General features: G+C 45.0%; 25 protein-coding genes and 5 tRNA genes. 8 read left to right on the forward strand and 22 right to left on the reverse strand.

What is annotated here, in order from left to right:
- Positions 1-8 precede the first annotated feature (8 nt).
- The 4 genes from TPET_RS06085 to TPET_RS09610 are packed head-to-tail and all read left to right on the forward strand — an operon-like array spanning position 9 to position 5,441.
- Positions 9-806: a purine nucleoside phosphorylase I, inosine and guanosine-specific gene (locus tag TPET_RS06085; protein WP_011943714.1), complete on the forward strand. Its 798-nt coding sequence runs from the start codon at positions 9-11 to the stop codon at positions 804-806.
- Positions 807-1,808: a DHH family phosphoesterase gene (locus TPET_RS06090; protein ID WP_011943715.1), complete on the forward strand. Its 1,002-nt coding sequence runs from the start codon at positions 807-809 to the stop codon at positions 1,806-1,808.
- The gene (locus TPET_RS06095) at positions 1,765-4,686 is read left to right on the forward strand and encodes an nSTAND3 domain-containing NTPase (protein WP_238374292.1); all 2,922 of its coding nucleotides are present in this window, start codon (positions 1,765-1,767) and stop codon (positions 4,684-4,686) included. Before TPET_RS06090 ends, TPET_RS06095 begins: the two co-directional genes overlap by 44 nt.
- Positions 4,687-4,709: 23 nt before the next feature.
- Positions 4,710-5,441, forward strand: coding sequence for a GGDEF domain-containing protein (locus TPET_RS09610; RefSeq protein WP_238374293.1), 732 nt, complete (start codon positions 4,710-4,712; stop codon positions 5,439-5,441).
- On the opposite strand, the gene TPET_RS06100 is transcribed toward TPET_RS09610, so the two are convergent.
- The 10 genes from TPET_RS06100 to TPET_RS06145 form a co-directional block, all read right to left on the reverse strand.
- Positions 5,407-6,150 (reverse strand): Mrp/NBP35 family ATP-binding protein, encoded by a 744-nt coding sequence (locus TPET_RS06100; protein WP_011943718.1) that lies wholly within the window; start codon positions 6,148-6,150, stop codon positions 5,407-5,409. The two genes, TPET_RS09610 and TPET_RS06100, sit on opposite strands and share 35 nt — an antisense overlap.
- Positions 6,151-6,160: 10 nt before the next feature.
- Positions 6,161-6,517, reverse strand: a complete 357-nt coding sequence (gene rplT, locus TPET_RS06105) for a 50S ribosomal protein L20 (protein WP_011943719.1) — start codon at positions 6,515-6,517, stop codon at positions 6,161-6,163.
- Between the two features lie 13 nt (positions 6,518-6,530).
- Entirely contained in the window at positions 6,531-6,728 is a 198-nt protein-coding gene (gene rpmI / locus TPET_RS06110; RefSeq protein ID WP_011943720.1) for a 50S ribosomal protein L35, read from the reverse strand.
- Between the two features lie 14 nt (positions 6,729-6,742).
- Positions 6,743-7,177, reverse strand: coding sequence for a translation initiation factor IF-3 (gene infC / locus TPET_RS06115; RefSeq protein ID WP_238374294.1), 435 nt, complete (start codon positions 7,175-7,177; stop codon positions 6,743-6,745).
- A 228-nt stretch (positions 7,178-7,405) separates the two neighbouring features.
- Positions 7,406-7,481 (reverse strand) — tRNA-Lys (locus TPET_RS06120).
- 21 nt (positions 7,482-7,502) lie between these two features.
- A tRNA-Arg gene (locus TPET_RS06125) sits at positions 7,503-7,577 on the reverse strand.
- A gap of 6 nt (positions 7,578-7,583) precedes the next feature.
- Positions 7,584-7,659: transfer RNA gene (locus TPET_RS06130), tRNA-Ala, on the reverse strand.
- Positions 7,660-7,848: 189 nt separating this feature from the next.
- Positions 7,849-7,924 (reverse strand) — tRNA-Phe (locus TPET_RS06135).
- Positions 7,925-7,936: 12 nt separating this feature from the next.
- Positions 7,937-8,011 (reverse strand) — tRNA-Val (locus tag TPET_RS06140).
- Between the two features lie 33 nt (positions 8,012-8,044).
- Complete coding sequence (locus TPET_RS06145; RefSeq protein WP_048810876.1) at positions 8,045-8,767, reverse strand: GGDEF domain-containing protein; 723 nt, start codon at positions 8,765-8,767, stop codon at positions 8,045-8,047.
- Between the two features lie 420 nt (positions 8,768-9,187).
- Between TPET_RS06145 and TPET_RS06155 the strand changes: the two genes are divergently transcribed.
- Together TPET_RS06155 and TPET_RS06160 are read left to right on the forward strand one after the other, a co-directional pair.
- Positions 9,188-9,808 carry a nitroreductase family protein gene (locus TPET_RS06155; protein WP_011943724.1) on the forward strand — a complete coding sequence of 207 codons (621 nt, stop codon included), beginning with the start codon at positions 9,188-9,190 and terminating at the stop codon, positions 9,806-9,808.
- The gene (locus TPET_RS06160) at positions 9,787-11,040 is read left to right on the forward strand and encodes a glycerate kinase type-2 family protein (protein WP_011943725.1); all 1,254 of its coding nucleotides are present in this window, start codon (positions 9,787-9,789) and stop codon (positions 11,038-11,040) included. The genes TPET_RS06155 and TPET_RS06160 overlap by 22 nt, the downstream gene beginning before the upstream one ends.
- Here TPET_RS06160 and TPET_RS06165 read toward each other — a convergent pair.
- From TPET_RS06165 to TPET_RS06180, 4 genes are read right to left on the reverse strand one after another with little or no spacing between them, the layout of a single operon-like run.
- Entirely contained in the window at positions 11,030-11,638 is a 609-nt protein-coding gene (locus TPET_RS06165; RefSeq protein ID WP_011943726.1) for a ComF family protein, read from the reverse strand. The two genes, TPET_RS06160 and TPET_RS06165, sit on opposite strands and share 11 nt — an antisense overlap.
- A complete protein-coding gene (locus TPET_RS06170; protein ID WP_004082012.1) occupies positions 11,632-12,714 on the reverse strand; it encodes a hypothetical protein in 1,083 nt (360 codons plus the stop codon). Before TPET_RS06170 ends, TPET_RS06165 begins: the two co-directional genes overlap by 7 nt.
- 12 nt (positions 12,715-12,726) lie before the next feature.
- Entirely contained in the window at positions 12,727-13,170 is a 444-nt protein-coding gene (locus tag TPET_RS06175) for a ribonuclease H-like YkuK family protein (protein WP_004082010.1), read from the reverse strand.
- A gap of 10 nt (positions 13,171-13,180) precedes the next feature.
- Positions 13,181-14,326, reverse strand: a complete 1,146-nt coding sequence (locus TPET_RS06180; protein ID WP_011943727.1) for an alkaline phosphatase family protein — start codon at positions 14,324-14,326, stop codon at positions 13,181-13,183.
- A gap of 118 nt (positions 14,327-14,444) precedes the next feature.
- Between TPET_RS06180 and TPET_RS06185 the strand changes: the two genes are divergently transcribed.
- On the forward strand, positions 14,445-15,380 hold the full coding sequence (locus tag TPET_RS06185) for a helix-turn-helix domain-containing protein (RefSeq protein WP_011943728.1): 936 nt from the start codon (positions 14,445-14,447) through the stop codon (positions 15,378-15,380).
- Here TPET_RS06185 and prfB read toward each other — a convergent pair.
- Genes prfB through truA form a run of 6 tightly spaced genes read right to left on the reverse strand, consistent with a single transcriptional unit; the run spans position 15,372 to position 23,153 of the window.
- Positions 15,372-16,475 carry a peptide chain release factor 2 gene (prfB, locus tag TPET_RS06190; protein WP_011943729.1) on the reverse strand — a complete coding sequence of 368 codons (1,104 nt, stop codon included), beginning with the start codon at positions 16,473-16,475 and terminating at the stop codon, positions 15,372-15,374. The two genes, TPET_RS06185 and prfB, sit on opposite strands and share 9 nt — an antisense overlap.
- A 5-nt stretch (positions 16,476-16,480) precedes the next feature.
- The gene (secA, locus tag TPET_RS06195) at positions 16,481-19,096 is read right to left on the reverse strand and encodes a preprotein translocase subunit SecA (RefSeq protein WP_004082002.1); all 2,616 of its coding nucleotides are present in this window, start codon (positions 19,094-19,096) and stop codon (positions 16,481-16,483) included.
- Between the two features lies 1 nt (position 19,097).
- Positions 19,098-20,324 carry a hypothetical protein gene (locus TPET_RS06200; protein WP_004082000.1) on the reverse strand — a complete coding sequence of 409 codons (1,227 nt, stop codon included), beginning with the start codon at positions 20,322-20,324 and terminating at the stop codon, positions 19,098-19,100.
- A complete protein-coding gene (locus TPET_RS06205; protein ID WP_004081998.1) occupies positions 20,321-21,124 on the reverse strand; it encodes a TlyA family rRNA (cytidine-2'-O)-methyltransferase in 804 nt (267 codons plus the stop codon). The genes TPET_RS06200 and TPET_RS06205 overlap by 4 nt, the downstream gene beginning before the upstream one ends.
- Positions 21,103-22,419: a PQQ-binding-like beta-propeller repeat protein gene (locus TPET_RS06210; RefSeq protein ID WP_011943730.1), complete on the reverse strand. Its 1,317-nt coding sequence runs from the start codon at positions 22,417-22,419 to the stop codon at positions 21,103-21,105. The genes TPET_RS06205 and TPET_RS06210 overlap by 22 nt, the downstream gene beginning before the upstream one ends.
- The gene (gene truA, locus TPET_RS06215; RefSeq protein ID WP_011943731.1) at positions 22,416-23,153 is read right to left on the reverse strand and encodes a tRNA pseudouridine(38-40) synthase TruA; all 738 of its coding nucleotides are present in this window, start codon (positions 23,151-23,153) and stop codon (positions 22,416-22,418) included. The genes TPET_RS06210 and truA overlap by 4 nt, the downstream gene beginning before the upstream one ends.
- A gap of 69 nt (positions 23,154-23,222) precedes the next feature.
- On the opposite strand from truA, the gene TPET_RS06220 reads away from it, so the two are divergent.
- Positions 23,223-25,034, forward strand: coding sequence for an outer membrane protein assembly factor BamB family protein (locus tag TPET_RS06220; protein ID WP_011943732.1), 1,812 nt, complete (start codon positions 23,223-23,225; stop codon positions 25,032-25,034).
- Here the strand turns inward: TPET_RS06220 and lepB are convergent.
- Positions 25,031-25,951: a signal peptidase I gene (lepB, locus tag TPET_RS06225; RefSeq protein ID WP_011943733.1), complete on the reverse strand. Its 921-nt coding sequence runs from the start codon at positions 25,949-25,951 to the stop codon at positions 25,031-25,033. The two genes, TPET_RS06220 and lepB, sit on opposite strands and share 4 nt — an antisense overlap.
- Entirely contained in the window at positions 25,951-26,298 is a 348-nt protein-coding gene (rplS, locus tag TPET_RS06230; protein WP_004081989.1) for a 50S ribosomal protein L19, read from the reverse strand. Before rplS ends, lepB begins: the two co-directional genes overlap by 1 nt.
- Position 26,299: the final 1 nt, after the last annotated feature.

A 26,299-nucleotide genomic window follows, 5' to 3' on the forward strand; every position in this document is an offset into this window, starting at 1 on the left:
CACAAGTTATGATGAAAAAGATCGAAGAAGCAAGGACGTTTATAAGTGAAAGAACGAACCTTTCACCGGAGATTTTGATCATCCTGGGATCCGGTTTTGGGTCTTTCATAGAAAAAGTGGGAGACCCTGTTACTATAGATTATAAAGATATTCCTCACTTCCCACAACCTACCGTGGAAGGCCACAGCGGGAAACTTGTTTTTGGAAGAATAAGCGACAGGCCTGTTATGATCATGGCAGGAAGGTTTCACCTTTATGAGGGCCACGATCCAGCAACGGTAGCTTTTCCTGTGTATGTGGCAAAGTACATGGGAGTGAAAGGTGTGGTTGTAACAAACGCTGCCGGTGCGATAAATCCGGAGTACAAACCTGGAGAAATCATTCTGGTGAGAGACATAATAAACTTCATGTTCAGAAATCCTCTCAGAGGCCCCAACGATGAAAGAATAGGTCCAAGGTTTCCTGATATGTCCTCGGTTGTTGATCCTGAATGGGCGAGGAAAATCCAGGAAAGACTCGGCCTGAAGGTAGGAGTTTACATCGGTGTTCTTGGGCCAAGTTACGAAACGCCAGCTGAAATACGCACCTTTGAAAAGCTCGGAGCCGATCTTGTTGGAATGTCAACCGTTCCAGAAGTGATCGCTGCAAAACATTGTGGGTTAAAAGCGATTGTGTTTTCTTGCGTGACGAACATGGCGGCTGGTATCACCCACGGAAGGCTGTCACACGAAGAAGTGGTGAGAACAACGAAAATGGCACAGGGTAAAATAGAAAAAGCTCTCACCACTACAGTGGAGGTGTTCTAAGTGGACGAGATCGTCAAAGTGCTTTCCCGACACGATAAAATACTCGTTGTAGGACACATAATGCCCGATGGTGATTGTGTGAGTTCCGTTCTGAGCCTCACACTCGGACTGGAAAAATTAGGAAAAGAAGTGAAGGCTGCTGTAGATTACAAAATTCCTTACGTATTCGAGAAATTCCCTCACATAGATAAAATAGAAGAGAATCTGAATTTTGATCCGGAACTTCTTGTGGTGGTTGATGTCTCTTCTCCCGACAGAATCGGAAAGTTCCAGGATTTCCTGGATAAGGTTCCTTCTGTTGTTATCGATCACCATTCAACGAACGTGAAATTCGGAAACTGGAACTGGGTGGATCCATCCTTTGCGGCCACCGCTCAGATGATATTCAGAATCAACGAAGCACTCGGTGTAGAGTATGATTCGAAGCTTGCCACTCTGAACTACCTTGGGATCGCAACCGACACAGGGTTCTTCAGGCACTCCAACGCAGATGTCAGAGTGTTCGAAGACGCCTACAAACTGGTGAAGATGGGAGCAGATGCCCATTTTGTTGCCAAAGAAATCCTGGAGAACAAAAGATTCGAACAGTTTAAATTGTTCGCTGAAGTCCTTGAAAGGCTTCAACTGCTCGAAGATGGGAAGATAGCCTATTCTTACATTGACTACGACACATATCTCAAACACAACTGCACCGATGAGGACAGTGCGGGATTCGTTGGGGAGCTTCGTTCTATAAGGGGTGTGGAAGTGGCTGTGCTCTTCATGGAGTTCCCACGTGGTAAAATACACGTCAGCATGAGATCAAAAGATTGGTTCAATGTAAACGAGGTTGCCTTCGAGCTTGGAGGAGGAGGGCACCCGCGAGCGGCGGGGGTGACCTTTGAGGGGGAGAAAATAGAAGAAGTGATTCCTAAGGTTATAAATCATCTCTTGAAGAAGTTCAAAGAAGGTGTGGAAAGTGAGAGTGAAAAAATTTCTGAGGGAAACGTACTGGGGGGATGAATTTCTCATAGAAGATGACGGTGAAGATCAAGTTTTGAAAATCGTTAGAGTTCCCGTGGATAGATCTTTCTTCTTCAACGAATACGCGAAATTGAAACGTTTCAAGTTACCAAATGTTCTACTGCCTGAAAAGTTGAAAATCTCTGAAGGAAAGTTCCTGCTGTTCTATCCCTACTACCACAACCTTGCACCTCTCGAAAATTTGAGTGAACAGGTCGCAAAGCAGCTTTTCAGGTTGTTTCGCTTCCTCTCGAGAGCGGGCGTTACTATTCCCGCGCTCGGGATGGACGACGTATTGGTGAACGACGGTGTTTTTTTGATTCCCGCGCTCATCTCGGACCTTTCTGAGGATGTGAAAGGCGTTGTTTTTTCGAAAAAGAAAACCCCCCAGGCAACTGAAGAAGTGTGCAGACGTTTTTTGAAAATTCACGGAATAGAACCTCATTTGGAGGACAGAGAGTTCTCTTTTGAGTCCAAAGAAATCAGAATTCCTTACATTCACAGGAAGGAAGAAATATTGATAAAAAGAGACATAGAAGCCGCTCAAAAATTTCCTCTCTTCATTTTGATCACAGGTGAACAGAGAGTGGGAAAGACGAAACTCGCCTCTGTTCTCGTTGATGAGTTAAGAGAGGAAGGATACCTGATTCATCAGATTTCTTCTCTCGAAGACCTCCGCGTATGGTACGACGCTTCAGATGAACTCGATCTTCTCACAAAGTTCGATGACGGTCAAAAAAAAGTGATTTTAATCGACGACCTGCTCGAAGGTTCGGACTTGCTATCGTTTCTTGAGGAGTTTTTTGGACTCACTACCAGTACCAGAATAATCGTTTTGACGACTTCCACAAAGGTTTTTCGGTTCTTTCACAGGGTGTACAGACTCCCTCCTTTCACACTCGAAGAGACTCAGATCTTTCTCGAGAGAGCGTTTGGAAAGACCAGTGAAGATCAGGTAAAACTAATGCACAGTCTCAGTAAAGGACTACCAGGATACATGGTGGAACTATTGAAATTCTTCAACAAATCCAATCTCAGAGACAACATTGTTGGAATCTTCAAACCTCTTCTTCGAGAGCTGGATTCCGTAGAAATCAGAGAACTGAGCGTTCTGGGACAGAAGTTCACTGGAAGTGAATTGAATGTTCTTGAAAAGATAACAGGAAAAGACTACCATGATACTTTGATGTCTGCGTACGATTCTGGTGTGATAACGACAGAAGAAGGGCTCTACAGATTCACACTTAGAGAATTCTGGAAATACTACTACAATAAGCTTTCAGAGATCAAAAAGAAAGAACTCCACGAAAAACTGTTCGAAAATCTCCCGGACGACCTCGCAATAAAACACGCCCTATCTCTGGAAGATCCGAAATTAAGATTCTTCTACGTGTTGAGATACGTGAGAAAACACTTCTGGGATTACGAAAAAACCAGGTCACTCATTGAATATCTGAAAAGACTGGAAGAATCCTTCAAAAAGTCATATTATTCCATAGAAAGCCTGAAGATGAAGCTCGTTTTCAGGATAGATCCTCTGGGTACAGAAAAGGAGAACTTCCACTTTCGAAGGTTCAAAACTCTCGGAGAAGCAGATATCAACTCAATCTTGCAAAAAGGCTCGCTGTCTTATTATGATCTCTACAATCTCGTCGTTCTTTCCCGTTCCTGCAGAAGAGCAGGAAAAAAAGTCCCCCAGGAAATTCTCAACATTATCAAAAGAGAGCTCAAAGAGAAAGATTTCTCCACAAAAGAAAGGCTTTATCTGAAAGCTCATCTTCTCTACGAGCTCTTCTCCTTGACTGAAGATCGCGAAACATTGAAAGATATGATGAACATCGCTTCCTCGGAAGGTTTTCTCGATCTTCAAGTGATGGGTTACAGAGCTTTGGGACTTCTTTCAAGAACGAGAGCGATGAGTAACTACTATTTCAATCACTCATTAGAACTTTCAAGAAAAATAGATCCATCGCTTTCTATTGTGGACGAAAGCAACTTGACATGGAGCTTGCTCTATGAGGGAAAAATAACAAACTTCTTTGTTCAGCTTGAGAGGCTTAGAAAACAGGCAAGACTTTTTGAAAACGCACCTATTCTTTCTTACACCTATTTCCTCGAAGGGCTCTACCACATTCACAGGAAAGACTTTCAGAAAGCAGAAGAAGTTTTCAGAACAGAACTCGAACTGGAAGAAAAACATGGAATAGAGAGAAGAGCACTCAGAGGGCTGGTCATAAATTACCTGTTTTCTGGAGACATTGAATCCGCCAAAAGGCTCCTGGAAAAAGATGAGCCCGAGTTCGATAGATTCGGATTCGACTTCTTCAAAAGGATGGTTCTTGCAAAGGATGATTCAGAATTCTTGAAAATCTGGAAAGAAAGGCTTGAGACTCCCCAGAAGTTTTTCAACGAAGAAATCGCTTACGTTTTTGCGGAAAAGTTAGCAAAACTGGATCCAGAAGGCTTCGAAGAATTTCTCCTCGAACTTGAAAGGGAAAATGTCGAAAACTCCTCAAATCTCACACTTGCTCTGGTTTATGAAACATTTTACAAATTCTACAGTACGCTCAGAGAAACCTTCAAAGCCAAGCGTTATCTCAGAAAGGCGATATTCGTCTACAACCTGATAAGTTTGAGAGAAGTATCAGTCAAACTGGAGGCAGAAGAAAAAACTCAAATTGAAGGGAAAAAACCGTCGTTTTATCTATTGATAGGCTTCATAGAAACAGAAAAGGAATTTTCTGATATGATGGAGTTTGCTTCGGCAAGGCTTTCAGAGGTGATTCCGTACGAGGTTTTTTCAATTCGAATAATCGAAAGAACGAGGAGAGACGAGAGGGGCGAAATTCAAAATTTTTGGTTTTTTCAATTCGAATAATCGAAAGAACCACGAAAAAGGTGATGGAAGAATATTCAACATCTCCAATAACCCCACCAATGGAAAAAGACTTCCTCGAAATTTCACCCTTCAGGACAGTCATGTCCTTCCATCTCGATATGAAGCACGACATGATCGTTGGTGTCGAGACCAACCTTGAATGTGACGAAAAGACAGCCTGGGAGCTGGTGGAAACGCTCGAACAATTTGGAAACATTCTCACCACCATTCTCAGAGAACGTCTCTACAGAGACAGAAGTATGAAGGATCCTCTCACGGGAGTTCTGTCCAGGTGGTACTTCATGGAACGTCTTGAGGAAGAGGCGTACAAATCTTCGAGGTATAAATCTCCACTCTCCATCATCATGTGCGATGCCGATGACTTCAAAAAGATAAACGATCAATTTGGACACGTAGCGGGCGACAAAACTCTCAACTGGCTGGGAAGAAAGATGAGGTCTGTTTTGAGAAAGAGTGATCTTGTGGGAAGATACGGTGGAGAAGAGTTCATCATAGCTCTCCCCGGAACCTCTCTGGAAGAGGCAAAGATCGTGGCAGAGAAATTAAGAAAGGCCGTTATGGAAGATCCTGAGAACATCTACCATGTTACTCTGAGCTTTGGGGTGGCAGAATACAAAAACGGCGAAGATCCTCTTGAAACAATAAAGAGGGCCGATGAGGCCCTCTACCTGGCAAAGACTCTTGGCAAAAACTCTGTGGTCACAGAGAAAGTACTTTCTCGACGATCTTCTTGAATTCTTCCTCTATTGTGGTTCCTCTCTTATAAACCACCGCAGGTTTTCCTTCGTCTGAGAGAGAAACAACTTCCGGATCCATGGGTATTCGGGCAATAAGAGGTATTCTAAATTCCTCTGACAGTTTTTCCGTCTCTCCCTTTCCAAAAACGTATATCTTCTCACCACAGCTTGGACAGATCAAATAAGACATATTCTCTACCAGTCCGAGTACTCTTCCGTTCAATCTTTTGACGAAGTTTATCGCCCTTCTCACATCGTCTCCAGCCACTTTTTGAGGAGTGGAAACGATTATCACAGCGTCAGGTTTTATTATTTGAAAAGTGGAAAGCGCCTCATCCCCTGTTCCTGGTGGAAGGTCACAGACCAAATAGTCTAAGTCACCCCATTCCACGTCTCTTGTGAGCTGTTCAATTGCCTTGTGTTTGAGAGGACCTCTCCATATGACGGGAGCCCCTTCCTGGAGAATCATTGCTAATGAAAAGACTTTCAAAGAATCTCCATATTTTGCTGGAACGATCTTTTCACTTTCGGAAGGTGGCAGAGAAACACCGAGCATCCTTTGAACGTTGGGCCCATGAAGATCGAGATCGAGAAGACCAACGTGGTAACCCTCAGCTGCCAGTGCAACAGCGAGGTTCACCGCTACAGTCGTTTTTCCAACGCCACCTTTACCGCTCATCACAGCTATCTTCTTCGTTTTTTCCACTCTTAACACCTCAAGATGCGAGAGCTTCTTTTGCTATCTTCACGTATTCTCTGAAAGCTTCAGGATCGTTCACCGCAAGTTCAGAGAGCATCTTTCTGTTTATGGAGACACCGGCAAGTTTCAAACCATGAATGAACTCACTGTATTTGAGCCCTTCGTTTCTCGCAGCAATGTTGATTCTTGTGATCCAGAGTTTTCTCATATCTCTTTTCTTCAGCTTTCTTCCAACATAGGAGTACCATTTCGATCTTACATACATCTGCTTGGCGAGCTTGTACCTTCTGCTGAGAGCACCTCTGTATCCCTTAGCGGCTTTCAAATATTTCTTTCTCTTCTTCTTTGCGTGCACAGCTCTTTTTACTCGCATGATTTATCCCTCCTCACTTTTTCCCAAGAAGTCTGAGAATTCTGTATTTATCCGTGCTGGACACAACATCTTTCTTCCTGAGCTCCCTGAGGGTATTTCTTCGTTTCTTTCCCGTTTTATGACTTCTGTAAGCGTGATTTCTCATTATCTTACCGTTCTTTGTTATCCTGAATCTCTTTGCGGCACTCCTGTTTGTCTTCATTTTCGGCATATTCAGTACCTCCTTCACGAATTTTTGGGTTTCAAAACCATCCACATGTCTCTTCCTTCCATCTTAGGAGGATTCTCCACAGCAGCCAGGTCCTCCGTGTCTTTGATAACTCTTTCCAAGATTTCTTTGCCCTTTTCTGCGAACATCATCTCTCTTCCTATGAACATCACAACCACCCTGACTTTGTGACCTTCTTCCAGAAATCTTCTTATATGCTTCACCTTGGTTTGATAGTCGTGTTCATCGATATTCAGACGGAACTTCATTTGTTTCAACTGAACGGTTTTTTTCTTGTTTTCCTTCTGTTTCTTGGTTAACTGGTACTTGTACTTCCCATAGTCCATAATTTTGGCAACAGGTGGATTCTCGTTGGGAGCAACGAGTACAAGATCGAGCCCCTTTTCCTTTGCGAGTTCCAAAGCCTTTCTGGTTGGTATGACACCTATCATCTTTCCATTTTCGTCCACTACTCTGACTTTTGGCGCTTTTATCTGTTCATTCCTCGGGAGATCCGTGTTTACACCGATATCTATCGCCTCCTTACACTATAAAAAATAGCGGGCAAAAAGCCCGCTTCCCCTCGAAGCTGAATCTTTCAGGGATATTTACCCTGGTAGCCTCCTGCTCCAGGGTGGGAAGCCGGGCTGGCCTCCACTTGCTTTTTTTTTAATAAAATCTGGTGGGCCGTGCAGGACTCGAACCTGCAACCCCCTGATTAAGAATCAGGTGCTCTACCTATTGAGCTAACGGCCCACCTCAGATTCCTTCCGGGAGTGGTGCCCCCGGGAGGAGTCGAACCTCCATTTGCGGATTAGGAATCCGCCGTTCTATCCGTTGAACTACGGGGGCCCCCGCTGGTGGAGCCGATGGGACTTGAACCCACGACCTCTACCGTGCCATGGTAGCGCTCTCCCAGCTGAGCTACGGCCCCACCTCATTATTTATATTATAACACAATCCTTTTCCCTTGAAAAGACCAATTCAGACGCGCCGAAGAAGATTATAGCATGAGCATGAAGTATGTTCAACCCCTGTTTTTAAGAAAATCTGGATCTTTAAAACAAAAAGCCCGGTCAGTCAAAATGACCGAGCTGAAAATCCAGGTTTCAACGGTACGAGCTGGTGGCCAGGGGCGGAATCGAACCGCCGACACCTGGATTTTCAGTCCAGTGCTCTACCAACTGAGCTACCTGGCCACCTAACATCTCTGGTGGGAGCGGCAGGACTTGAACCTACGACCTCCTGCTTGTAAGGCAGGCGCTCTCCCCCTGAGCTACGCTCCCACCGCATTGAATATATTACCTTAAAATTTTGAGTTAGTCAACCTCTGGCTCTTCCGTCAGAACGCGCTTTTGCTTTTTCAGGTTCTTCAGAGCGTACATCTGAAGATCTGCGTTTTGAACAACTCCTTCCACGTTTTCACCGGGTTTCCAGGTCTCTATTCCATAAGAAAATTCTATTGGAAGGCCCACAGGGTTGAAAATTAATTTTTTCTCAAGTCTTTTCACAATGTTTTCAACAGTTTTTTTGTCGGTATCCGGGAAAGCAATAAGAATTTCGTCTCCGCCGAATCTAACCGCACAATCGGTTTTCCTGATGTTTTTGATGATCTCACTTGCAACGTACTTCAAAAGTTTGTCGCCCATTCTATGAGAATACTTATCGTTGATGGTTTTGAAATCATCCAGATCGATGATGAGAAAGGAGATGCCTTTTCCATTCTTTCTTTTTTGCCTTTCCATTTCCATTGGGAGCCACTCCTCAAAGAAGTAGTACCTCGTGTAAAGTCCTGTGAGATAGTCTTTTATGGCTATTTCTTTTAATCTCTTGAAGATTTTTGTTACGCCAAAAAAGGTAACCACTATCCCAACAAGTATGATATTATATCCAAATGTTCCGTTGATCTCTGTAAGTAAAAGCCCCCCTGTTATGATAGAAACTCCAAGTTCCAGAAAATAACTTCCCAGATTCCTCGCGTACTTTCTCACGATAACGACGAAGAAGAAAAGAAGCACAGCAGCTGTTAAATGGGTGATCATCTCTATCAACGAGGCTCACCCCCCCCACTTCGTATTTTCCAATGAAAACCTTCAAATCCTTTGGAAACACCAGAAGATGTGGAGGGATCACAAGGTAAAAACCCTTCCGCTTCGCTTCCACAGAGAAGCTGTGCTGCTCTTTTTCACCCTCGAGCTTCACTTCCACGGTGGCTGTGGCTTGATCGCTCGGTGAAAAGATCCATCCAGAAAAAACGATTCCCTTTTGGAATTCGTCTTCGAAAAGAGTAAAATATTTCACAAGGAACGACCTGGTTCCCGTGCTCTCGTAGAGTTCCTCGGGAAAATCCACCGAGAGCGGCACAAGATACAGGAAAGATCCAAAAGAAATTGAAAGCAGAACAGAAACAATCAAAAAAGCCAGTGATTTTCTCACGTCGCTCACCCCCGGAGGTGGTAGAGGTGAACATCTTTGAAGCGATCGAGAATAGGCACTCAGTGCGGGATTTTTTGGAAAGGAAAATGCCGGAGAGAGTAAAAGATGATATTGAAAATCTTTTAGTAAAGTTTATCACAAAGAAACTGGACTGGAAAATAAATCTTTCCTCATTTCCAAGTTACATTTACGCAAAAGCTGAAAAACATTTTGACGAACTCGTCGAATACGGTTTTCAGGGAGAACAAATAGTCCTTTTTCTCACAGCACAGGGTTTTGGAACGTGCTGGATGGCTCGCTCACCCCATCCGGACGTTCCTTACATCATCGTCTTCGGATACCCCAGGACCAGAAATTTCACCAGAAAGAGAAGACCCATCACCTCCTTTCTCGAAAACGACCTGGAAGAACTTCCACCCGAGATCGTAAAAATCGTTGAGATGACGATCCTGGCACCGTCTGCCCTGAACAGACAGCCGTGGAAAATCAAATACACCGGCGGTGAACTCTGCATCTCTTCGGAAAGGCCTGTAGACCTGGGAATAGCCCTGTCACACGCGTACCTCACAGCCCGGGAGATATTCAAAAGAGAACCTGTGATACAAAAAAGAGAGGAGGATACGTATTGTTTGATCCTGAATCCTTGAAGAAATTAGCGATAGAAATAGTCAAAAAATCCATAGAAGCGGTTTTTCCCGACAGAGCAGTGAAAGAAACGCTGCCGAAGTTGAACCTCGATCGAGTGATTCTCGTTGCCGTTGGGAAAGCAGCGTGGCGAATGGCAAAAGCTGCTTATGAAGTTCTTGGGGAGAAGATAAGAAAAGGTGTGGTTGTAACAAAGTACGGCCACAGCGAAGGACTGATAGATGATTTTGAAATCTACGAGGCAGGCCATCCGGTTCCCGATGAAAACACCATAAAAGCCACCGAGAGAGTCCTCGAACTTGTTGATCAGCTGAATGAGAACGACACAGTCCTCTTTCTTCTTTCCGGAGGAGGTTCTTCCCTCTTCGAGTTGCCCGCGGAAGGAGTGTCTCTCGAAGAAATTCAAAAGCTAACCAGCGCTCTCTTGAAAAGTGGTGCAAGCATAGAAGAGATAAACACCGTGAGGAAACACCTGTCGCAGGTGAAAGGTGGTCGATTCGCGGAGAGGGTGTTTCCCGCTAAAGTCGTAGCGCTCGTCCTCTCCGATGTACTCGGTGACAGATTGGACGTGATAGCATCCGGTCCCGCATGGCCAGACAACTCCACCTCTGAAGACGCTCTGAAAGTTCTGGAAAGGTATGGAATAGAAATCAGCGAATCGGTGAAAAGAGCGATCCTTCGAGAAACACCGAAGCATCTATCGAACGTGGAGATAGATTTGATAGGAAACGTTCAAAAGGTGTGTGACGAAGCTAAAAAACTGGCAAAAGAAAAAGGGTTCAACGCGGAGATAATAACCACTTCTCTGGACTGCGAGGCCAGAGAAGCGGGAAGGTTCATAGCGAGCATCATGAAGGAGGTCAAGTTCAAAGACAGACCTCTGAAAAAACCAGCCGCGTTGATCTTCGGTGGAGAAACGGTCGTTCATGTGAAAGGAAACGGCATCGGAGGAAGAAACCAAGAACTTGCTCTCTCGGCAGCGATAGCCCTCGAAGGGATAGAAGGAGTGATTCTGTGTTCAGCAGGAACAGATGGAACGGACGGCCCCACAGACGCAGCTGGAGGAATCGTGGATGGAAGCACGGCAAAAACGCTGAAAGCAATGGGAGAAGACCCCTACCAGTATCTGGAGAACAACGATTCGTACAACGCTCTGAAAAAATCTGGAGCGCTCTTGATAACAGGACCTACGGGAACGAACGTCAACGACTTGATAATAGGCCTCATCGTCTAGTTTTCGCCAGAACATAAACGAAAACTTTGCTGACTCCATTCCTGAAAAGGGTTTCCACGCAGTCTCTTACACTGGTTCCCGTCGTCAAAACATCGTCTATCAGTATCACGTTCTGAGGAGGATCCTTCTTACAGATGAATCTTCCGGTTCTTTTCCTCTCTTCTTTGCTCTTTTCCACCTGTCTTCCTTCCGACACGTTTTCCAGAACAGCGTCAAACGGTATGCCCAACTCTTTGCTCATCCTCTTCGCTAAAAGCCTCATGTGATCGAAGCCTCTGTTTTCGAGAGAATCAAGCGAAGAAGGAACCCATGTGATGAGGTTGGCTTCTCTGGGAAAATAACTGTAAAGTTTCAGAAAAAGCTTCACCAATGTTCCGGAAAGAGAAACTTCACCATGATATTTGTAAAGCCTTATGATGCGTTCAATTTCATCCGTGTAGTCAGAGTACACAAAAAGCTCGTATTTTCTGTGAACTTCACGATAAAAAGAAGGTCCATTTTTGAGGACCTTCTCTTCGCAGTTCTCACACAAAGATCTGAGTGGTGACACTTCCTTGCCACAGAGAAGGCAGTTATTCTCAAAAAGATAGTTCAGCACCTTCTCCAGATTCTTCTCGAATCTATCCAGGATACCTTCTTTACCCCCTTTTGTTTCAGCTCGGCTTTCTCTTCATCAGAGATGGGAAAGTTGAACGCCACCTCCGTGCCCGAAAGGTCAATTTTCTCAAGGGCATTTATGACATCGCTTCTGTTCAGTTCCACAACGTGAAGGACGAGTTTTCCTTCTTTCGTCACAGCGCAGCTGTCGAAAACCGGGTGCATAGAGAGCACCTCTGTGAAGTCGTTTGTTGGAACGGGTTCTCTCAGGTATCCAGACGCTCCCAAAAGAACGAGGCCCTCTTCTTGATGGAGCAAGTCCTTTATCCTCAAACCCTCCACATCACCTTCGAAATCCTCTGCCAGGATGAAGTCAAACTTCTTCTCTCCTCTGAACACACCTTTGAGTGCGAAAACACCACCCTCGATTTCTGGAAGATCACCCGTCGATGAAGCGTAAACGATCTTCCCGTTTTTAACCAGAACGCACGCTTTCTGGGGCAGGAACCTTATCAGATGCGAAGCGAGACCGATATCCTCAACCAGTTCTGGAGGAATGCTCACTGGCAGGAGACTGACAGGCGCTTTGATACCCTCTTGTAACCTTTCCAGGACGATTGCTTTCCAATCCTTTATGAAAAATAGATCAGACAGGCTCTCAAGAACTTCGGAATGAACTTTCAAAAAATGTGCAAGCCCTTTGAGAAGAAGGTACCTCCTAGTTTGAAGGGAAACGTCCCCCGCTCTTTCTATCTCAGAGAAGGTGAGTTTCAAATCTTCCAAAGTGGTCACCACAAGCTTTTCACGATAATTCTTGATCGCCTTTAGGAAAAGGAGAGTTCTGTTCTCATCGATGGTCGAAAGTATCTTTTCCTCTCGTTTCTCGGAAGGCAAATCTCTCCAGTTCAGATAAAGAAGATCGAAGTCGTCTCTTTCAAACGGTCTTATCCTGGGGATTCTATCTTTGAGAATCTCGAAGCAATCGTTATCAGCGAAGATTTCGTATGTTTCATCGAGTCTATCGAGAATTTCGATCAGTTCGTCTTCGAATCTGGAGACACTCAGAAGGATTCTCACAACTATACCTCCCTATTTGGTGTGTTTATGCGCAATTTTCGTGGCGGCGAACGAATCAGGTTTTATCTGATAGGGGTACCCAACCCCCTTCACGTAACCTATCACACTGGACACGAGATCTTTTGTGAGACCTTCGTAACCTATGTCGAGGTGCACAACAGGTTTTCCCAGCTTCAATATCTCCTCTACGAATCTTGCCATCTCGAGACTCATCTCCGCTTCTTTGAAGATCCTCGAATACAGATCTTTTCCATTTCCGTCCCTGTACACCGTGTAAAAGTAAGTGGCACCGCTCCCAAAACGATACACAACAAGTGCCGTGGCGTATATCACTTTCCCGTCCTTCACATCACTGTCCGTCCCGACGAACACGCTGTATTTGTATCCTTCTGTGAACTTTTTTATGAGCTCTCGAACCGTTCTGTAATCCACTTTTCCCCAGGTTGGACTCTTCAAATAACGGAACCTACCACCTCCTGTAGACTACCAACGGCACCACCAGTTCCTGATAAGAAAGACTCCCGTGCCTTCCAGACAAGCTCTCTTCCTTTCCTGTGTATCTGTAATTGAAAGAAAAAGTCTCCCTTGTTATCAGAACAGCGTCTCCCACTCTGCTGAAAAATTCTGGATGCTTTCTTCCAGTTCCAAAAAGATGGACGAAATCTTTTGGATCGAGAAAAACGGCAAAATCTCCGTATTTCTCCTTAAGATATTCTATCAAAGCTCTCTTTTTTTTCGTATAAAGAAACATCATTCTCTGTTCTCCAGCGGGGGGTCTGTCGAGAAACCTCATAACTTCAGAAGAAAAATTCCACCATATTTCGTTGTCTTGAGGTGTCGAAATCTGTCCGTGGTCACTCACGAGGAAAAAGAGCGTATCCTGCTTCAACCTGCGGAGAAGTTCGGACTTCAAGATCCTGTAAATCCATCTTAGCTCTCTGATGTACTCTCTTCCAACACCGTTTTTGTGCGCTATCGAATCCAACGTTGGCCAGTAGATGAAAACCAGCGTTCTGTCGTGTTTTTCAAGCACTTCAAGAGTTCTTTCGATCATATCCCCAAAACTCGAAAAACCGATCTGCTCCGATCCCTGGGACATTATTCTGGAAAAACCCGTTCCCAGAAGATACCTTGGAATAAGAAAGAAGCTCTTCACTTTGCTCTGAAGTCTCTGAAAGATAGTGGTGAACTTGAAATCGTGAAACCTGAGCACGCTGTCTCTGGGAAGGCCCGGAGGAGACATCTCTATCATGTTCACAAGGCTTCCCACTTCTCTGAGATAAAGAATGTAACCTAAAAAACCGTGTTCTAGCGGTGTGAGAGCAGAGTAGAGACTGGGAAGAGCAGCAGCGGTGGTGGTTGGGAAAACAGCCGAACAGGGAAAAACCTGAACATCGTCATCATGAATCGTGTCCGAAAAGATCTCAAAACTGAGGCCGTCTATTACCATAACGATCACTTTTCTCACGTTTTCAAGAACTCGCTTGGGGAACCTGAAAGGCCTATGTAGTGGTTTTTCGTCGAACAACTCGAGAATCGAATTTGAAAAATTGACGATAGAGTTCTCATAATCCGGCCAGAAAAGACCTTCATCCAGTTTTTTGAGCTCCATTCCGTTCCTCTTTCCTCCCTTTCGTGTGGTAAGATTTGAAACGGAAGCAACGGACAACGGGGCTGATACCGTGTTGAGGGTCCTCATCAGAAAGGATATTGTCAACACCTTCAAAGATATGATATCAGAGATATCCCACGATGTGATCTGGGACCTGTACGAAGGAGAAGACTACAGAGACAAGATCCTTGCCGAAAAGTGGGATGTAGTTTTCGGTGAAAAAATTCTGGAAATGGAAGACACCCTTTTTGTCCAGTCTTTGAGGGAGCTGGAACTTGCCTTGAAGTACGCGGCTGCCAGAAAGGATCTTGAAACCATCAAGGCAAGATTCAACCTTTTACTCTACACCCCAGAGCTTCAGGGAGCCAAGATAAAGGAAATTCTGTTCCGAGTTTTGAAATTTTACAACTCTTTTTCAATTTTTGCGCTGGTTTCAGAGAAAGGAGTTCACAGGCACGCGTACGCAGATTTTGTAACGGGTGGAAATTATCTTTCTCTCACCTATCATGAAGATCTTCCGCTGAACATAAATTCGCACACTGTTTTCATCGACGATGTGCCTCCAGATTTCTCGCCTGCTGGCCTTGGTGGCAGAAAGATAATACTGGGAATGGACAGCACACCGAAAAACAACATCCCCTTCGTCGAAATACCGCCTTTGAGAGAAAGAAAGATGGATATCCCCTACATGCTTGACGGGGTCATAAAGTCTCTTCAGTTCCAGGGGAAAACGGTGAAAATCGATGACGATCTGACAAAGCTCCTGATAGAGTACCACTGGCCCGGGAACACACAGGAATTTCTCGAGAAGGTCTATGAAATAATTACTCTGGAGAATCCCATCGATCAGGCGATGAAAATTGCCAGCGGAATCGATGAGATAAAAGGTCTGAACCTGAAGGAATTTGTTGACTCTCTGGTTGAATTCGTGGAAAAAAAGGTCATAAAGAAAGCCCTCGAGGAAAACGAGGGCAATCGAAAGAAAGTGTGTGAAGTTCTGAATATGAACTACAAGACCCTGTCTTACAAGATGAAGAAATACGGCTTAACCTGATCGGCGTGCAAAATAGACCAGTTCAGCTTCTATGAACATGTCTATATCTCCATCCATAACGGCGTCAACGTTTGCCGTTTCTACTCCGGTTCTGTGATCCTTGACCATCGTGTACGGATGAAAAACGTAAGATCTTATCTGGTTTCCCCAGGAAATGTCTTTGAGCTCTCCCTGAATCTCCTGTATTTCTCTTTGCTTTTTTTCCATCTCGAGTTGGTACAGTTTCGCCTTGAGTATCTTCAGCGCGGTTTGTTTGTTCTGGTGCTGCGATCTTTCGTTTTGACAGGAGACCACAATCCCAGTTGGCAGATGCGTGATTCTCACGGCAGATTCGGTTTTGTTGACGTACTGTCCACCGTGTCCAGAAGCTCTGAAGGTTTCTATCTTTAGATCTTCCGGTCTGATCTCTATATCCACGTCGTCATCTATTTCCGGAATCACATTCACAGAGGCGAAAGAAGTGTGCCTTCTTCTGGCCGCGTCGAAGGGTGAGATCCTGACCAGTCTGTGAACACCGGATTCGTGTTTCAAGTAACCGTAAGCGTATTCACCTTTTATGAGAATCGTGGCATCCTTGATACCGGCCTCTTCTCCCGGTTGGAACTCCACAATCTCAACATCGAAACCTTTTCTCTCTGCCCACCTCATGTACATTCTGAGAAGCATCTGCGCCCAGTCTTGAGACTCGGTACCACCCGCACCTGGATGGACCGACAGATAAGCGTTGTTCGGATCGTATTTTCCGTTCAGAATGATCTCAAGTTCCAGTTTTTTGACGGCACCTTCCAGCTCCTGAACTATTTCTTCCACGTGCTGAGCCATCTCCTGATCCTCGTCGGAAAGTTCTATGGCAACTTCCAGATCTTCGAACAGAGATCTCACTCTCTTCAAATCTTCAGAGATGTTCTTCAACCTCTTCAGTTTCTGGGTGTACTCACGCGCCTTTTTTTGATCATCCCATACCGATGGATCTGTGAGCTTTTTTTCTATTTCTTCGATTTCCCTGTCAACTTCATTTTCATTAACCACAGAAAGTATGTCCTTATACTTTTTTTCAAGTTCCTCCATCCTTGTTCTGGTCTCAAAACTGATCATACCCATCACCTCTTCACTCTTATTCTACCAAAGCTGTGCAGTCCATCTTTTTTCTTTTTCTTTTCTGTGGCTCTTCTCATCGCTCTGTTCACAAGATTGAATTCTTCATGCACGAGTCTTATTTTACCAAGTTCTTCTTTGGCCTCTTTTTCATCCTTTTCCGAGACTTTAACAACTCTGAGGACGTAGTTGGCTATCGTATCGTTTATTCTCCTCATCATTTCATCGAACATGTAGTACGTTTCCTTTTTGAATTCAACGATAGGATCTTTCTGACCGTAAGACCTCAGCTGAACGGCTTCCTTAACGTGCTCTACCTCTTCCAGGTATCTTCTCCAGTGATCGTCTATTATTCTGAGCATCAGGAATCTGATCACTTTCCTGTAATCCTCGCCTATTTCCTGCTTCTTTCTCTGATATTCCTCCCAAAGTCTGTTGAACAGGTAATCGTGAAGTTCTTCAGAAGAACTGAATTGCTTTTCGTCCAGGTCGAACAAACCAGCCGGGAAGAAAGAAAGAGAATTCTTGAGGCTTTCGATATCCCAATTTTTCCCGGAACAGAACTCCTCAACCCTTGTGCTGACAACATCTTCGAAGATATCCTTCAGATATTCGTCGTAGTCTTTTTCGAGAAGGATCTGATCGCGAAGCGAGTACACTGCTCTTCTTTGTTTGTCGAGGACATCATCCATTTCCATCAAGGTTTTTCTTATCGAGAAGTTGATACCCTCAACCTTCTTCTGAATGTTTTCGATGAGCTTTGAAAGCATCGGATGCTGTATAGGCTGTCCTTCCTCTATTTTGAGTATGTTCATCACTTTTCCAATCTGTTCACTACCGAAGATTCTCAGAAGATCGTCTTCGAGAGAGAGGAAGAAGATGGACTCTCCCGGATCTCCTTGCCTACCGGCACGTCCTCTCAGCTGATTATCGATTCTTCTGCTCTCGTGTCTTTCCGTTCCTATGATGCACAGTCCTCCAAGTTCCGCCACTCCTGGTCCGAGTTTTATATCTGTTCCTCTCCCAGCCATGTTGGTGGCGATCGTCACCATGCCTTTTTGCCCGGCTTTGGCGACGATCTCAGCTTCTTTTTCATGGTATTTCGCGTTCAAAACTTGATGGGGGATACCTTTCTTTTTCAGCATGGAACTGAGAAGTTCGCTCTTTTCGATGGAGGTTGTTCCGACAAGAACTGGCTGACCTTTTTTATAGCGCTTTTCGATTTCTTCCACGATCTTTTCGTACTTTTCTTTCTGAGTCCTGAAGACCAGATCATCGTGGTCCTTTCTTATCATGGGCTTGTGAGTGGGAATAACCACCACTTCCATACCGTAAACCTGTACGAATTCGCTTTCCTCTGTTTTGGCTGTTCCCGTCATACCGGCGAGCTTTTCGTACATTCTGAAGTAATTCTGAAAGGTAATCGTCGCGTAGGTGATGGATTCTTCCTTTATGGGTACTCCTTCTTTGGCTTCGATAGCCTGGTGGAGCCCTCCACTGTAGCGTCTGCCAGGCAGCAGTCTTCCCGTGAACTCGTCAACGATAATAACTTCACCGTTCATGACGACGTAATCGACATCCTTCTTGAACAGGTGCAGCGCTTTCAAGGCATTTATAAGATGGTAGAGAAGAGACACGTTTCCCGGATCGTAAAGGTTTTCGACACCGATGATCTTCTCCGCTTTCGCCACACCCTCTTCGGTGAGAATGATGGTCCTCGCTTTTTCATCTACCGTGAAGTCCTTATCTTTAACAAACTTCTTAGCGATCTGAGCGAATCTCCTGTACACAGAAGGACTCTCTTTGGAGGGACCGGAGATGATCAGTGGGGTCCTTGCTTCGTCTATGAGTACGCTGTCGGCTTCGTCCACAATGGCGTAGAAGTGGCCTCTCTGCACCTTATCGTTGTAATCGAGAACGAGGTTATCCCTCAGGTAATCGAAGCCGAATTCGTTGTTCGTGCCGTAGGTAACGTCACACAGATAGGCTTCCTTCCTGGTTATCTCTTTGAGTTCCACCTGGAAAGCCTCAACGGCTTCTTTGTTCATAGATTCCTCTTTCAAAACTTCTCCGTTGAACCCATCAGGCCAGACACTCCAGTTTTCCTCTATTGCTTTTCTGGCGAGATCAGGGTTTTTCCACACCACCTCGTACGACTTTCCCAGAGAATTTATCACACCCACTCTCAAACCGAGAAAGAGATACACGGGTCCCATCCAGAGCGCATCTCTTCTGGCCAGATAGTCGTTGACCGTGACCAGATGAACACCCTTTCCGATGAGAGCGTTCAGATAAATCGGCATGGTGGCGGCGAGGGTTTTTCCTTCACCGGTCTTCATCTCGGCCACTTTTCCTTCATGGAGCGCTATACCACCCATCACCTGGACATCGAAAGGCCTCATTCCGAGCGTTCTTCGTGCTGCTTCTCTAACCAGGGCGAACGCTTCAAAAAGGTGTTCATCGGCGTCCTCAAAGGAATTCACTTTTTCCTTCAGCACCATGGAAAGTCTTATCAGCTCGCTGTTTTTCTTCGAGCGTAGATCGGACTCTATTTGGTTTATTTTTGAGACCATCTTCGCGTATTTTTTCAAAATGCGCTTGTTCTTATCGAAGAGTATCATTTCACATTACCTCCAATCTGTATTTTATGAGACCATCCTCCTCATAGCCTATCAGGAGAAGGCTCGATCTTGGAGAAAATCCGAGGAGCTTGTCGAAAAGCGTGTAAAGGTCAACGAACACCTCGAGAAAAACGCTTTTAGGAACTTCTTTTTCCAGAAAGACGAAACTCGGATGATTTTCGAGTCTTTTTCTGTTCAAAGTCTGCAGAAATCCCACTTTCTTCATGGATGAAACAACGATTTTCCCGTTGTAATTGAAAAAGTGAAGAAGCAAACCTCCCACATCGAGCTGCAGTTCTTCTCCCACAAATTTCGCACCACGGCTGACGAGATCGGACGTCACCTCATCCAGCGTTTTATTCTCCATCAGGAAAGCGAACCGTGGTGTTCCGTACAGAGAAACCAGAAACATAGAGCTCCCCTCAGAAGAAATCGTGTTGAAAAACTTCTCCACATCGCTTCCTCTGAACATATTCATGAAAAACCACCTAAGGATCTCAGGATCGCTTGTGAATGCAAAAAGATCTCCCAGATACGGCAGTTTACCGATATCTTCTCTGGCTGATACCCTGAATGGACTGGCCTTCTGCGTGATCTCAACGGTGAGGTGAGATTCTTTCACTTGTCCCACGATTTCGACTTCACCTTCTCTCCCAAACACGCTCATTTTCTTGATACGGGCAAAGAACGGTTTATCAGTCGTGTCTTCACTCTCTCCTATCTTTTCGAACACGGTCTCTGTCGAGGAGATCAAGACGTAGTTTCCTGAAATTTTCGAGAAAAGAGGTGTGGTGTTTCCCAGAACATAGAGATCGTCTCTTTTGATGAAAGTGCGGTCCTTCACCTTTGCAAAATCCTCAATGAACCTCTCTGGAGCCGGTGTCTTGAAGGCTATGAATCCATTTATCTTCTCTGATAAGGAGAGAATCTCGTTGATATCCAAGGTGAAGAGGTTCGAAATATCTCCCTTTCCGCAGATCACTATCTCGCTTGAGATACCCTGAAAGAACTCTTCGGGATCGTTCAATCGACTTTCCACCCATTCCACAACCGTTTCCTCGTAACCGACACCCTCCAAGAACAAAAATTCAAAAAGTGGCAGTTTCTTCAAAGCGGAGTAGAGCTCTCCGGTATTCTTTAGATGAATAAAGTAATCGTAGTTCTGCAGAACAGGTACTGAAAAAGACAGAGAAGCCATTAAAAGCAAAAAAAACACTGTTTTCTTCATCTTTCCCTCTCCCCAAAAAACCTCCAGGCTTCTTCCACGATTTTTCTCAGGTCTATTTCAGCGTTCTCTCCTTCCTTTTTGACCCAGAAAAAGTACTCTATGTTCCCTTCCGTTCCTTTGATTTTTGAAAAACAGCATCCTTTCACAACAAAACCGTTCTCGATCAGGCTCTTTCGTATTTCCTCCAGCACTTCAAGGTGAACACCTGGATCCTTTACGATACCCTTTTTTACGAATTTTCTTGGAGCTTCAAACTGAGGCTTCACGAGCAAAACAGCATCACCGATGTTCTTCAGTATCCTGGAAATGGCAGGGATGATCTTTTTCAAAGAGATGAAAGACACATCGCAGGTTACAACATCCACTTTCTCTCCCAGATCATCAGGATTTAAATAACGAGCGTTCACCTTTTCCATCACAACAACCCGAGGATCGTTTCTCAATTTCCAATGAAGCTGGCCGTACCCCACATCCACAGCGTACACTTTCTTCGCTCCACGCTGGAGAAGAAAATCCGTGAATCCCCCCGTGGACGCTCCTATGTCGCACGCGACTTTCCCTGAAACGTCTATTTTGAAGCTCTCGAAGGCAGACTCGAGTTTGTACCCTCCTCTGCTCACATACTTTGGCTCCTCCAGGAGTTCGACATTGGCATCTTCTGGAACGAGTTTACTGGCCTTTGTAACCCTTTCTCCGTTCACGAGAACCTTCCCCGCCAGTATCAACACCTTCGCTTTTTCCCTGCTCTCCACGAGTCCTCTTTCCAGAACAAGCTGGTCTAATCTCTTCTTATCAGCCATACTTCATTTCCCACCTTTATCACAGTTCCCCACTCAAAAAGACGTACTTTCTCAACTTCTTCGAACTCCTTTTTTTCCGTACCAAATATCACAACTCGCTTTCCCGAAACAAAGAGAGGCATCCCAAAGTTTCTGATGAAGAACCCTTCCATATCCTCCCCATCTACCTTTCCATCTTTGTAAACGAGCAATTCCCCTTTCCATACCGCGAAATCATCTGCTACCATTCTTTCGATCGTTTCTCCGTCCTGCGCGTTCAAAACGAGTACTTCGTCTCCAGCACCCAGGAAAACCCGATCCTTAGAAGAATCCAGTCCCCAGGCTCCTTCGAATTTCTTCTCCCAGAGAAGCCGTCTTGTTTTGAGATTGTAACTTCTCAAGAAACCGCACACATCGAGTACGTAGAAAACATCACCCTGAAAGGAAAACTCTACCGGTGTATTTGAAACTTTCCACGACCATTTTCCTCTTATATCCACAAGGGACCCCGATGCCGTTAAAACAAAATTGTCCCACCTGAACAGAATTGTATCATCGATCTCTTTACTTCCCATCCTGTGACTGGTAATCACTATTCCATCAACCACATCAACAGGCTCTTCGACCTTTAGAGTTTTTTCTCCCATCATAAGAAATCCTTCGCGATAGATGTATTCTTTTTCTCCGTCCAAAAAGACCATATCGATGTTTCTGTAGAGCCCCGGGACGTCTTCTATGAAAATATCCCTTCCTGCGTATATCATCTTCCCACCGATCTGGTAAAACCCTTCGTCAACCACCTTTCTGTAACTTCCTATTTCCAGAGTATGTTTCTCTTTCCACTGAGGAATTATCACCACGGGAGCTTTTCTTCCCGGAAAAGTCGAAGTCGGTTGAAGGCTCCTTTCAAACTTTCCATCTCTGTAAACGATAAGGAAAAACTCATCGGGAAGCTGAGAGTCTGGAAAGATTTCCCTAATAGCTTTTCTGAAGTGTTCCGGGAAGGTGTCTTTTGTTGAGAGATTTTCAAAGTTATCCACGGACTTTTCTTCGAATATCAACTGAAAGGCAACGTAATTTTCCTTAGTTCGAATCTTGACAATGAGGGGTGTTCCCGAACCAGTCAGTACTCCTTCTTCGGAAAGAAAATCTCTCACAGCGCCTTCGTACTCAGAGGGGCCATCGTAAACAAGGGTCACCACAGGAAGGCGTTTCCATTCCTCGATGATCTCCATCTCATACGACGTTGGCGTCGCATCACCGAGGAAGTAAAGCACTCCGTTTTCCTCAATCCTGTAATTGAAAGCAAGAATCAAAACAGCACTTTGTAAAAGTACAAGCCATGTGCAGGTGCGGTACCAGCCGCCGCGCTCCTGTCGCGTGCTTCGAGCACCTCCTTCATCTTCTCAGGTTCCCACTGCTTCAAACCAACTTTCACAAGAGCGGCAACGATGTTTCGAACCATTCTTCTCAGAAAGGACCTTCCCTCCACTCTTATGAGAACAAGATCGTTTTTTAACCTCAAAATTCTGATTCTGTATATGGTCCGCACAGGATCTCTTTCATCACTCCCCGTCTTGAAAGAGGTGAAGTCATGGGTACCCTCCAGATACTTCACCGCTTTTCGCATCGCATCGAGATCGAGCTCGTAGGGAAACCACCAGACGTATTTTCTGAGGAAAACGTTCTTCTGCCTCGAAGTCAGAATGAAGTAGTGATAGATTCTCTTTGTCACATCGAAACGGGGATGAAAATTCACAGGAACTTCGAAAACCTCTTTCACATAAACATCATCCGGAAGATTCGCGTTCATGGCGTTTCTTATGTCCTCGGTGGTCATTCGATCGTTCGGACAGTTGAAAGCGATGAGCTGACCGTTCGCATGAACACCGGTGTCCGTTCTTCCCGCCGCCTGGATGTAGATTCTCTGTTTGAATATCCTTTCAAGGGCATCTTCTATGACTCCCTGAACCGTTCTGACATCGGGTTGACCCTGGTATCCGAAGAAATTGCTTCCATCGTACTCGATCACTGCCGCCACGCGCTTCATCTTTTCACCCCGATTCGTGCTATATTTTTACTGTACCAGATCATATTTTAACAGCCGGAGTTGAAACACATGTGGAGAAAAACCGTCCTCTTTTGCATCTTCCTTGTGTCTTACCTTTTCTCAGCACAACTCATGGTCGTCCAGGGAAACCTCGCCTCCCTCGTGGAAGTGGAAGGAGACTCCTTGAAGAAGAACCTGGAGGTCACCTTTCCATTCTCTCCTCTCGATGGAGTCGTGGTTTCAGATACGGCATATTTTGCGACCGGAAACGCTCTTCTGGAGTACAATCTGAAGAGCAAAGAAATCATCCGATCGCTGAAAATACCGGCAAAGAAATTGAAGTGGAACGATGAACGTTTGGTGGTGATCTGCGAAAAAGAGGTTCTGCTTCTGGATCCCGTTTCTTTCAAATACAGCAAGATCAGTTTTCAACAATCCGTTTCTGACGTCGATTTCTACGAAGGCTACCTGCTGGTGAGTCATGGAAAATACGTTTCTCTCATGAAGAACAGTGAAGAGATCTGGAAGATAGAGGCCGAGGCAGAGATAAACAAGATTTCTGTAAACAAAGAGAAAAAAGCGTTCGCCGCTTTAACTTCCGATGGAACGATTTTTCTGGTGGATTTGGAAAACGTTTTGGCACCGAAGGTCGTTTTCTTCTCGAAATTTGAAGAAGCAGAAGACTTAGAATGGATCGAAGACTTTCTGATCGTCTTTTTCAGAAACAAAGTGATCACCATGAACGCGGCAAAATTGACGTCTCCCAGAGCGTTCAAAGAGTATATTGCAAGCGGGAACACCACATCGGTTGTAAAACTCCTGGATTCAATCCTCTTCACAAAAGGTAACGACCTCTACAGAGTGGGAGTCTTCTCTCTGAAGAAGATCGGAACAGCTCAAAGGGTTTTTCCGGTTCTTGCTCAGGGTGAGATGTACACACCGGGAGATCTGATCTGGCAGCTGAATCTGGAAGCCGAGGTGAGATCTTCACCCGTCATTTTTGAGAATCTGCTGGTTGTGGCGGATGTAGAAGGAATCGTTCACGCTATCTCGATGAGCGGTGGAAAACTCTGGAGTTACAGAACAGGTTTCGTCATAACGGCACCACCCCGCGTTTTCATGGAAAGGATCTACGTAACGAGCTGGGACAACTTCCTCTACGCCATATCTCAAAACGGTCAGCTGGTGTGGAAAATCGATCTTGGGGCTGATGTTTCAAAGCCTTTTGAAGTGAATTCCTACGGTATTTACCTTGCCACCGACAGCGGCGAAGTGTACTTCATCGATCACGATTCTTCCATCGTGTGGCGATTCAAAGACGAAGAGTGGATTTCAACCGGTGTAACGGTCGATGAAAACGGAGTCGTCTATTTTGGAACTTCGAGAAGTCTGTACTCTCTCTATTCAAATGGTTCCTTGAGATGGAAAACCCGCACAGGATATCTTCTAACGATGAAACCAATAATCATCGACAGATATGTGATCACTGGAAGTAACTCAGGCTGGTTGTTGTGCGTTAACAGAACAAACGGTAACGTGGTCTGGAAAAAGAAACTTCCTCTCTCGCTGAATTCACAACTTTCAGCTTTCGAAGGTACCGTTTTTGTGAACGCGGAAGATGGAATCTACTCGATCGACCTTTCCGGTAATGTGAAAAGAATCATTTCAGCTTCCACTCCTTCTCCGGTGGCTGTTTCAAAGGAAGGATACGTATACTTCGTGTCTGAGGGCGTTCTTTACTCCTTCACGCTCGATGGAAAGAGAAGATGGGAAAGAAAGGTCGGGGAGAGTACCGTAGAACCCGTTGTTGGTGAAGAACGTGTAGTGGTTGTCACCAGAAGTGGAAATCTCTACTGTTTCTTCGATTCTGTTCATCCTTAGTATTTCTGAATAGGACCGAATCTTTCAAAGGGCCAGATCCTCAAAATTGGCCATCCTATGATGTGGTCCTTAGGGACAAAACCGAAATATCTGCAGTCAAGACTTTCCTTTGTGTTGTCCCCCATCAGGAAGTAAAATCCTTCCGGCACCCTTATTCTGATCGTACCATTTTCTGTTTTTTCGATGTACTTCTTGAGATCGAGTTTGGAATAATATTCCTCGTAAAACTCGTGGTAGATCATCCCCGGGATGTAATAGGACTTCGTTTTCTCGTCGTAGTAAACCATGGATGGATCGAAATAGTTCAACAAACCGGGGAGGAAAGCTTCTCCGTAGCTTAGACCTTCCTCCCCGATGAGGGAGAAAACAAGAACTGCCGCTGTTCTACCGTAATTCTTCGCGATATCGTATATGAAATCTCTGTACGCCTGTTTGTCTTTTCTCAGCTTGCTGGCCGTGTACAGCCAATCGTAAAAATCTTCGTACTTGAAGATTCCCTCCGGTTCGTAGTACCTGTCCTTCAAAACTTCCGGAATTTCACCGTTCACGTAGAGCTTTCCGTCCTTTATTTCGAGGACGTCTCCACCCTTTCCAACGAGACGCTTCACGTACTTTACATGACCCCTGAACTTACTGGGAGAAAAGAGATCCATGAATTTATCGAAAAGTCGAAGCATGTGGCTTGCTCTTTCATCCACGAACGGTGACCAGAAAACCACAATCTCTCCTATCTGCGGTTCACGTACAGTGTACGTGATCTTTTCGACGAAGAGTCGATCCCCAATCTGTATCGTTGGGATCATCGACCCAGTTGGAATCAGCATAGTCTCGAATATGTAGAGCCTCACGATCGTAGCTGCAACCAGTGCGTAAAGTAGTGCCTTGATCCATTCCACGGATTCTTTTTTCAGGTTCATCAATCTCTGCGCTCCTTGATCCTGATCTTACCTCTGACGTTCCTGAGGTAGTAGAGCTTGGCTCTCCTCACCTTACCCTTTCTCACAACCTCGATCTTCTCAACAACCGGGGAGTGGACGGGGAAGATCCTTTCTACTCCAACACCGTGGCTGCCTATTCTTCTCACTGTGAACGTTTTGTTTATTCCGGAACCTCTCTTTGCGATGACGATTCCTTCAAACACCTGTGTTCTTTCTCTGTCACCTTCTATAACTTTCACGTGCACCCTCACGGTGTCTCCTGGTCTGAAATCGGGAATCTCCTTTTTTTCATATTTCTTTTCGATGATTTTCACAAGATGATCCATC

The sequence above is a fragment of the Thermotoga petrophila RKU-1 genome (assembly GCF_000016785.1).
GTDB classification, from domain to species: domain Bacteria; phylum Thermotogota; class Thermotogae; order Thermotogales; family Thermotogaceae; genus Thermotoga; species Thermotoga petrophila.

Excerpts from the sequence above, each read along its gene's own strand:
- TPET_RS06085 (WP_011943714.1), top strand. The coding sequence starts at position 9 with ATGATGAAAAAGATCGAAGAAGCAAGGACGTTTATAAGTGAAAGAACG.
- TPET_RS09610 (WP_238374293.1), top strand. The coding sequence starts at position 4,710 with ATGGAAGAATATTCAACATCTCCAATAACCCCACCAATGGAAAAAGAC.
- rplT (WP_011943719.1), bottom strand. The coding sequence starts at position 6,517 with ATGCGAGTAAAAAGAGCTGTGCACGCAAAGAAGAAGAGAAAGAAATAT.
- rpmI (WP_011943720.1), bottom strand. The coding sequence starts at position 6,728 with ATGCCGAAAATGAAGACAAACAGGAGTGCCGCAAAGAGATTCAGGATA.
- infC (WP_238374294.1), bottom strand. The coding sequence starts at position 7,177 with ATGATAGGTGTCATACCAACCAGAAAGGCTTTGGAACTCGCAAAGGAA.
- TPET_RS06145 (WP_048810876.1), bottom strand. The coding sequence starts at position 8,767 with ATGATCACCCATTTAACAGCTGCTGTGCTTCTTTTCTTCTTCGTCGTT.
- TPET_RS06180 (WP_011943727.1), bottom strand. The coding sequence starts at position 14,326 with ATGGAGCTCAAAAAACTGGATGAAGGTCTTTTCTGGCCGGATTATGAG.
- TPET_RS06185 (WP_011943728.1), top strand. The coding sequence starts at position 14,445 with ATGATATCAGAGATATCCCACGATGTGATCTGGGACCTGTACGAAGGA.
- prfB (WP_011943729.1), bottom strand. The coding sequence starts at position 16,475 with ATGATCAGTTTTGAGACCAGAACAAGGATGGAGGAACTTGAAAAAAAG.
- secA (WP_004082002.1), bottom strand. The coding sequence starts at position 19,096 with ATGATACTCTTCGATAAGAACAAGCGCATTTTGAAAAAATACGCGAAG.
- TPET_RS06200 (WP_004082000.1), bottom strand. The coding sequence starts at position 20,324 with ATGAAGAAAACAGTGTTTTTTTTGCTTTTAATGGCTTCTCTGTCTTTT.
- TPET_RS06205 (WP_004081998.1), bottom strand. The coding sequence starts at position 21,124 with ATGGCTGATAAGAAGAGATTAGACCAGCTTGTTCTGGAAAGAGGACTC.
- truA (WP_011943731.1), bottom strand. The coding sequence starts at position 23,153 with ATGAAGCGCGTGGCGGCAGTGATCGAGTACGATGGAAGCAATTTCTTC.
- TPET_RS06220 (WP_011943732.1), top strand. The coding sequence starts at position 23,223 with ATGTGGAGAAAAACCGTCCTCTTTTGCATCTTCCTTGTGTCTTACCTT.
- lepB (WP_011943733.1), bottom strand. The coding sequence starts at position 25,951 with ATGAACCTGAAAAAAGAATCCGTGGAATGGATCAAGGCACTACTTTAC.
- rplS (WP_004081989.1), bottom strand. The coding sequence starts at position 26,298 with ATGGATCATCTTGTGAAAATCATCGAAAAGAAATATGAAAAAAAGGAG.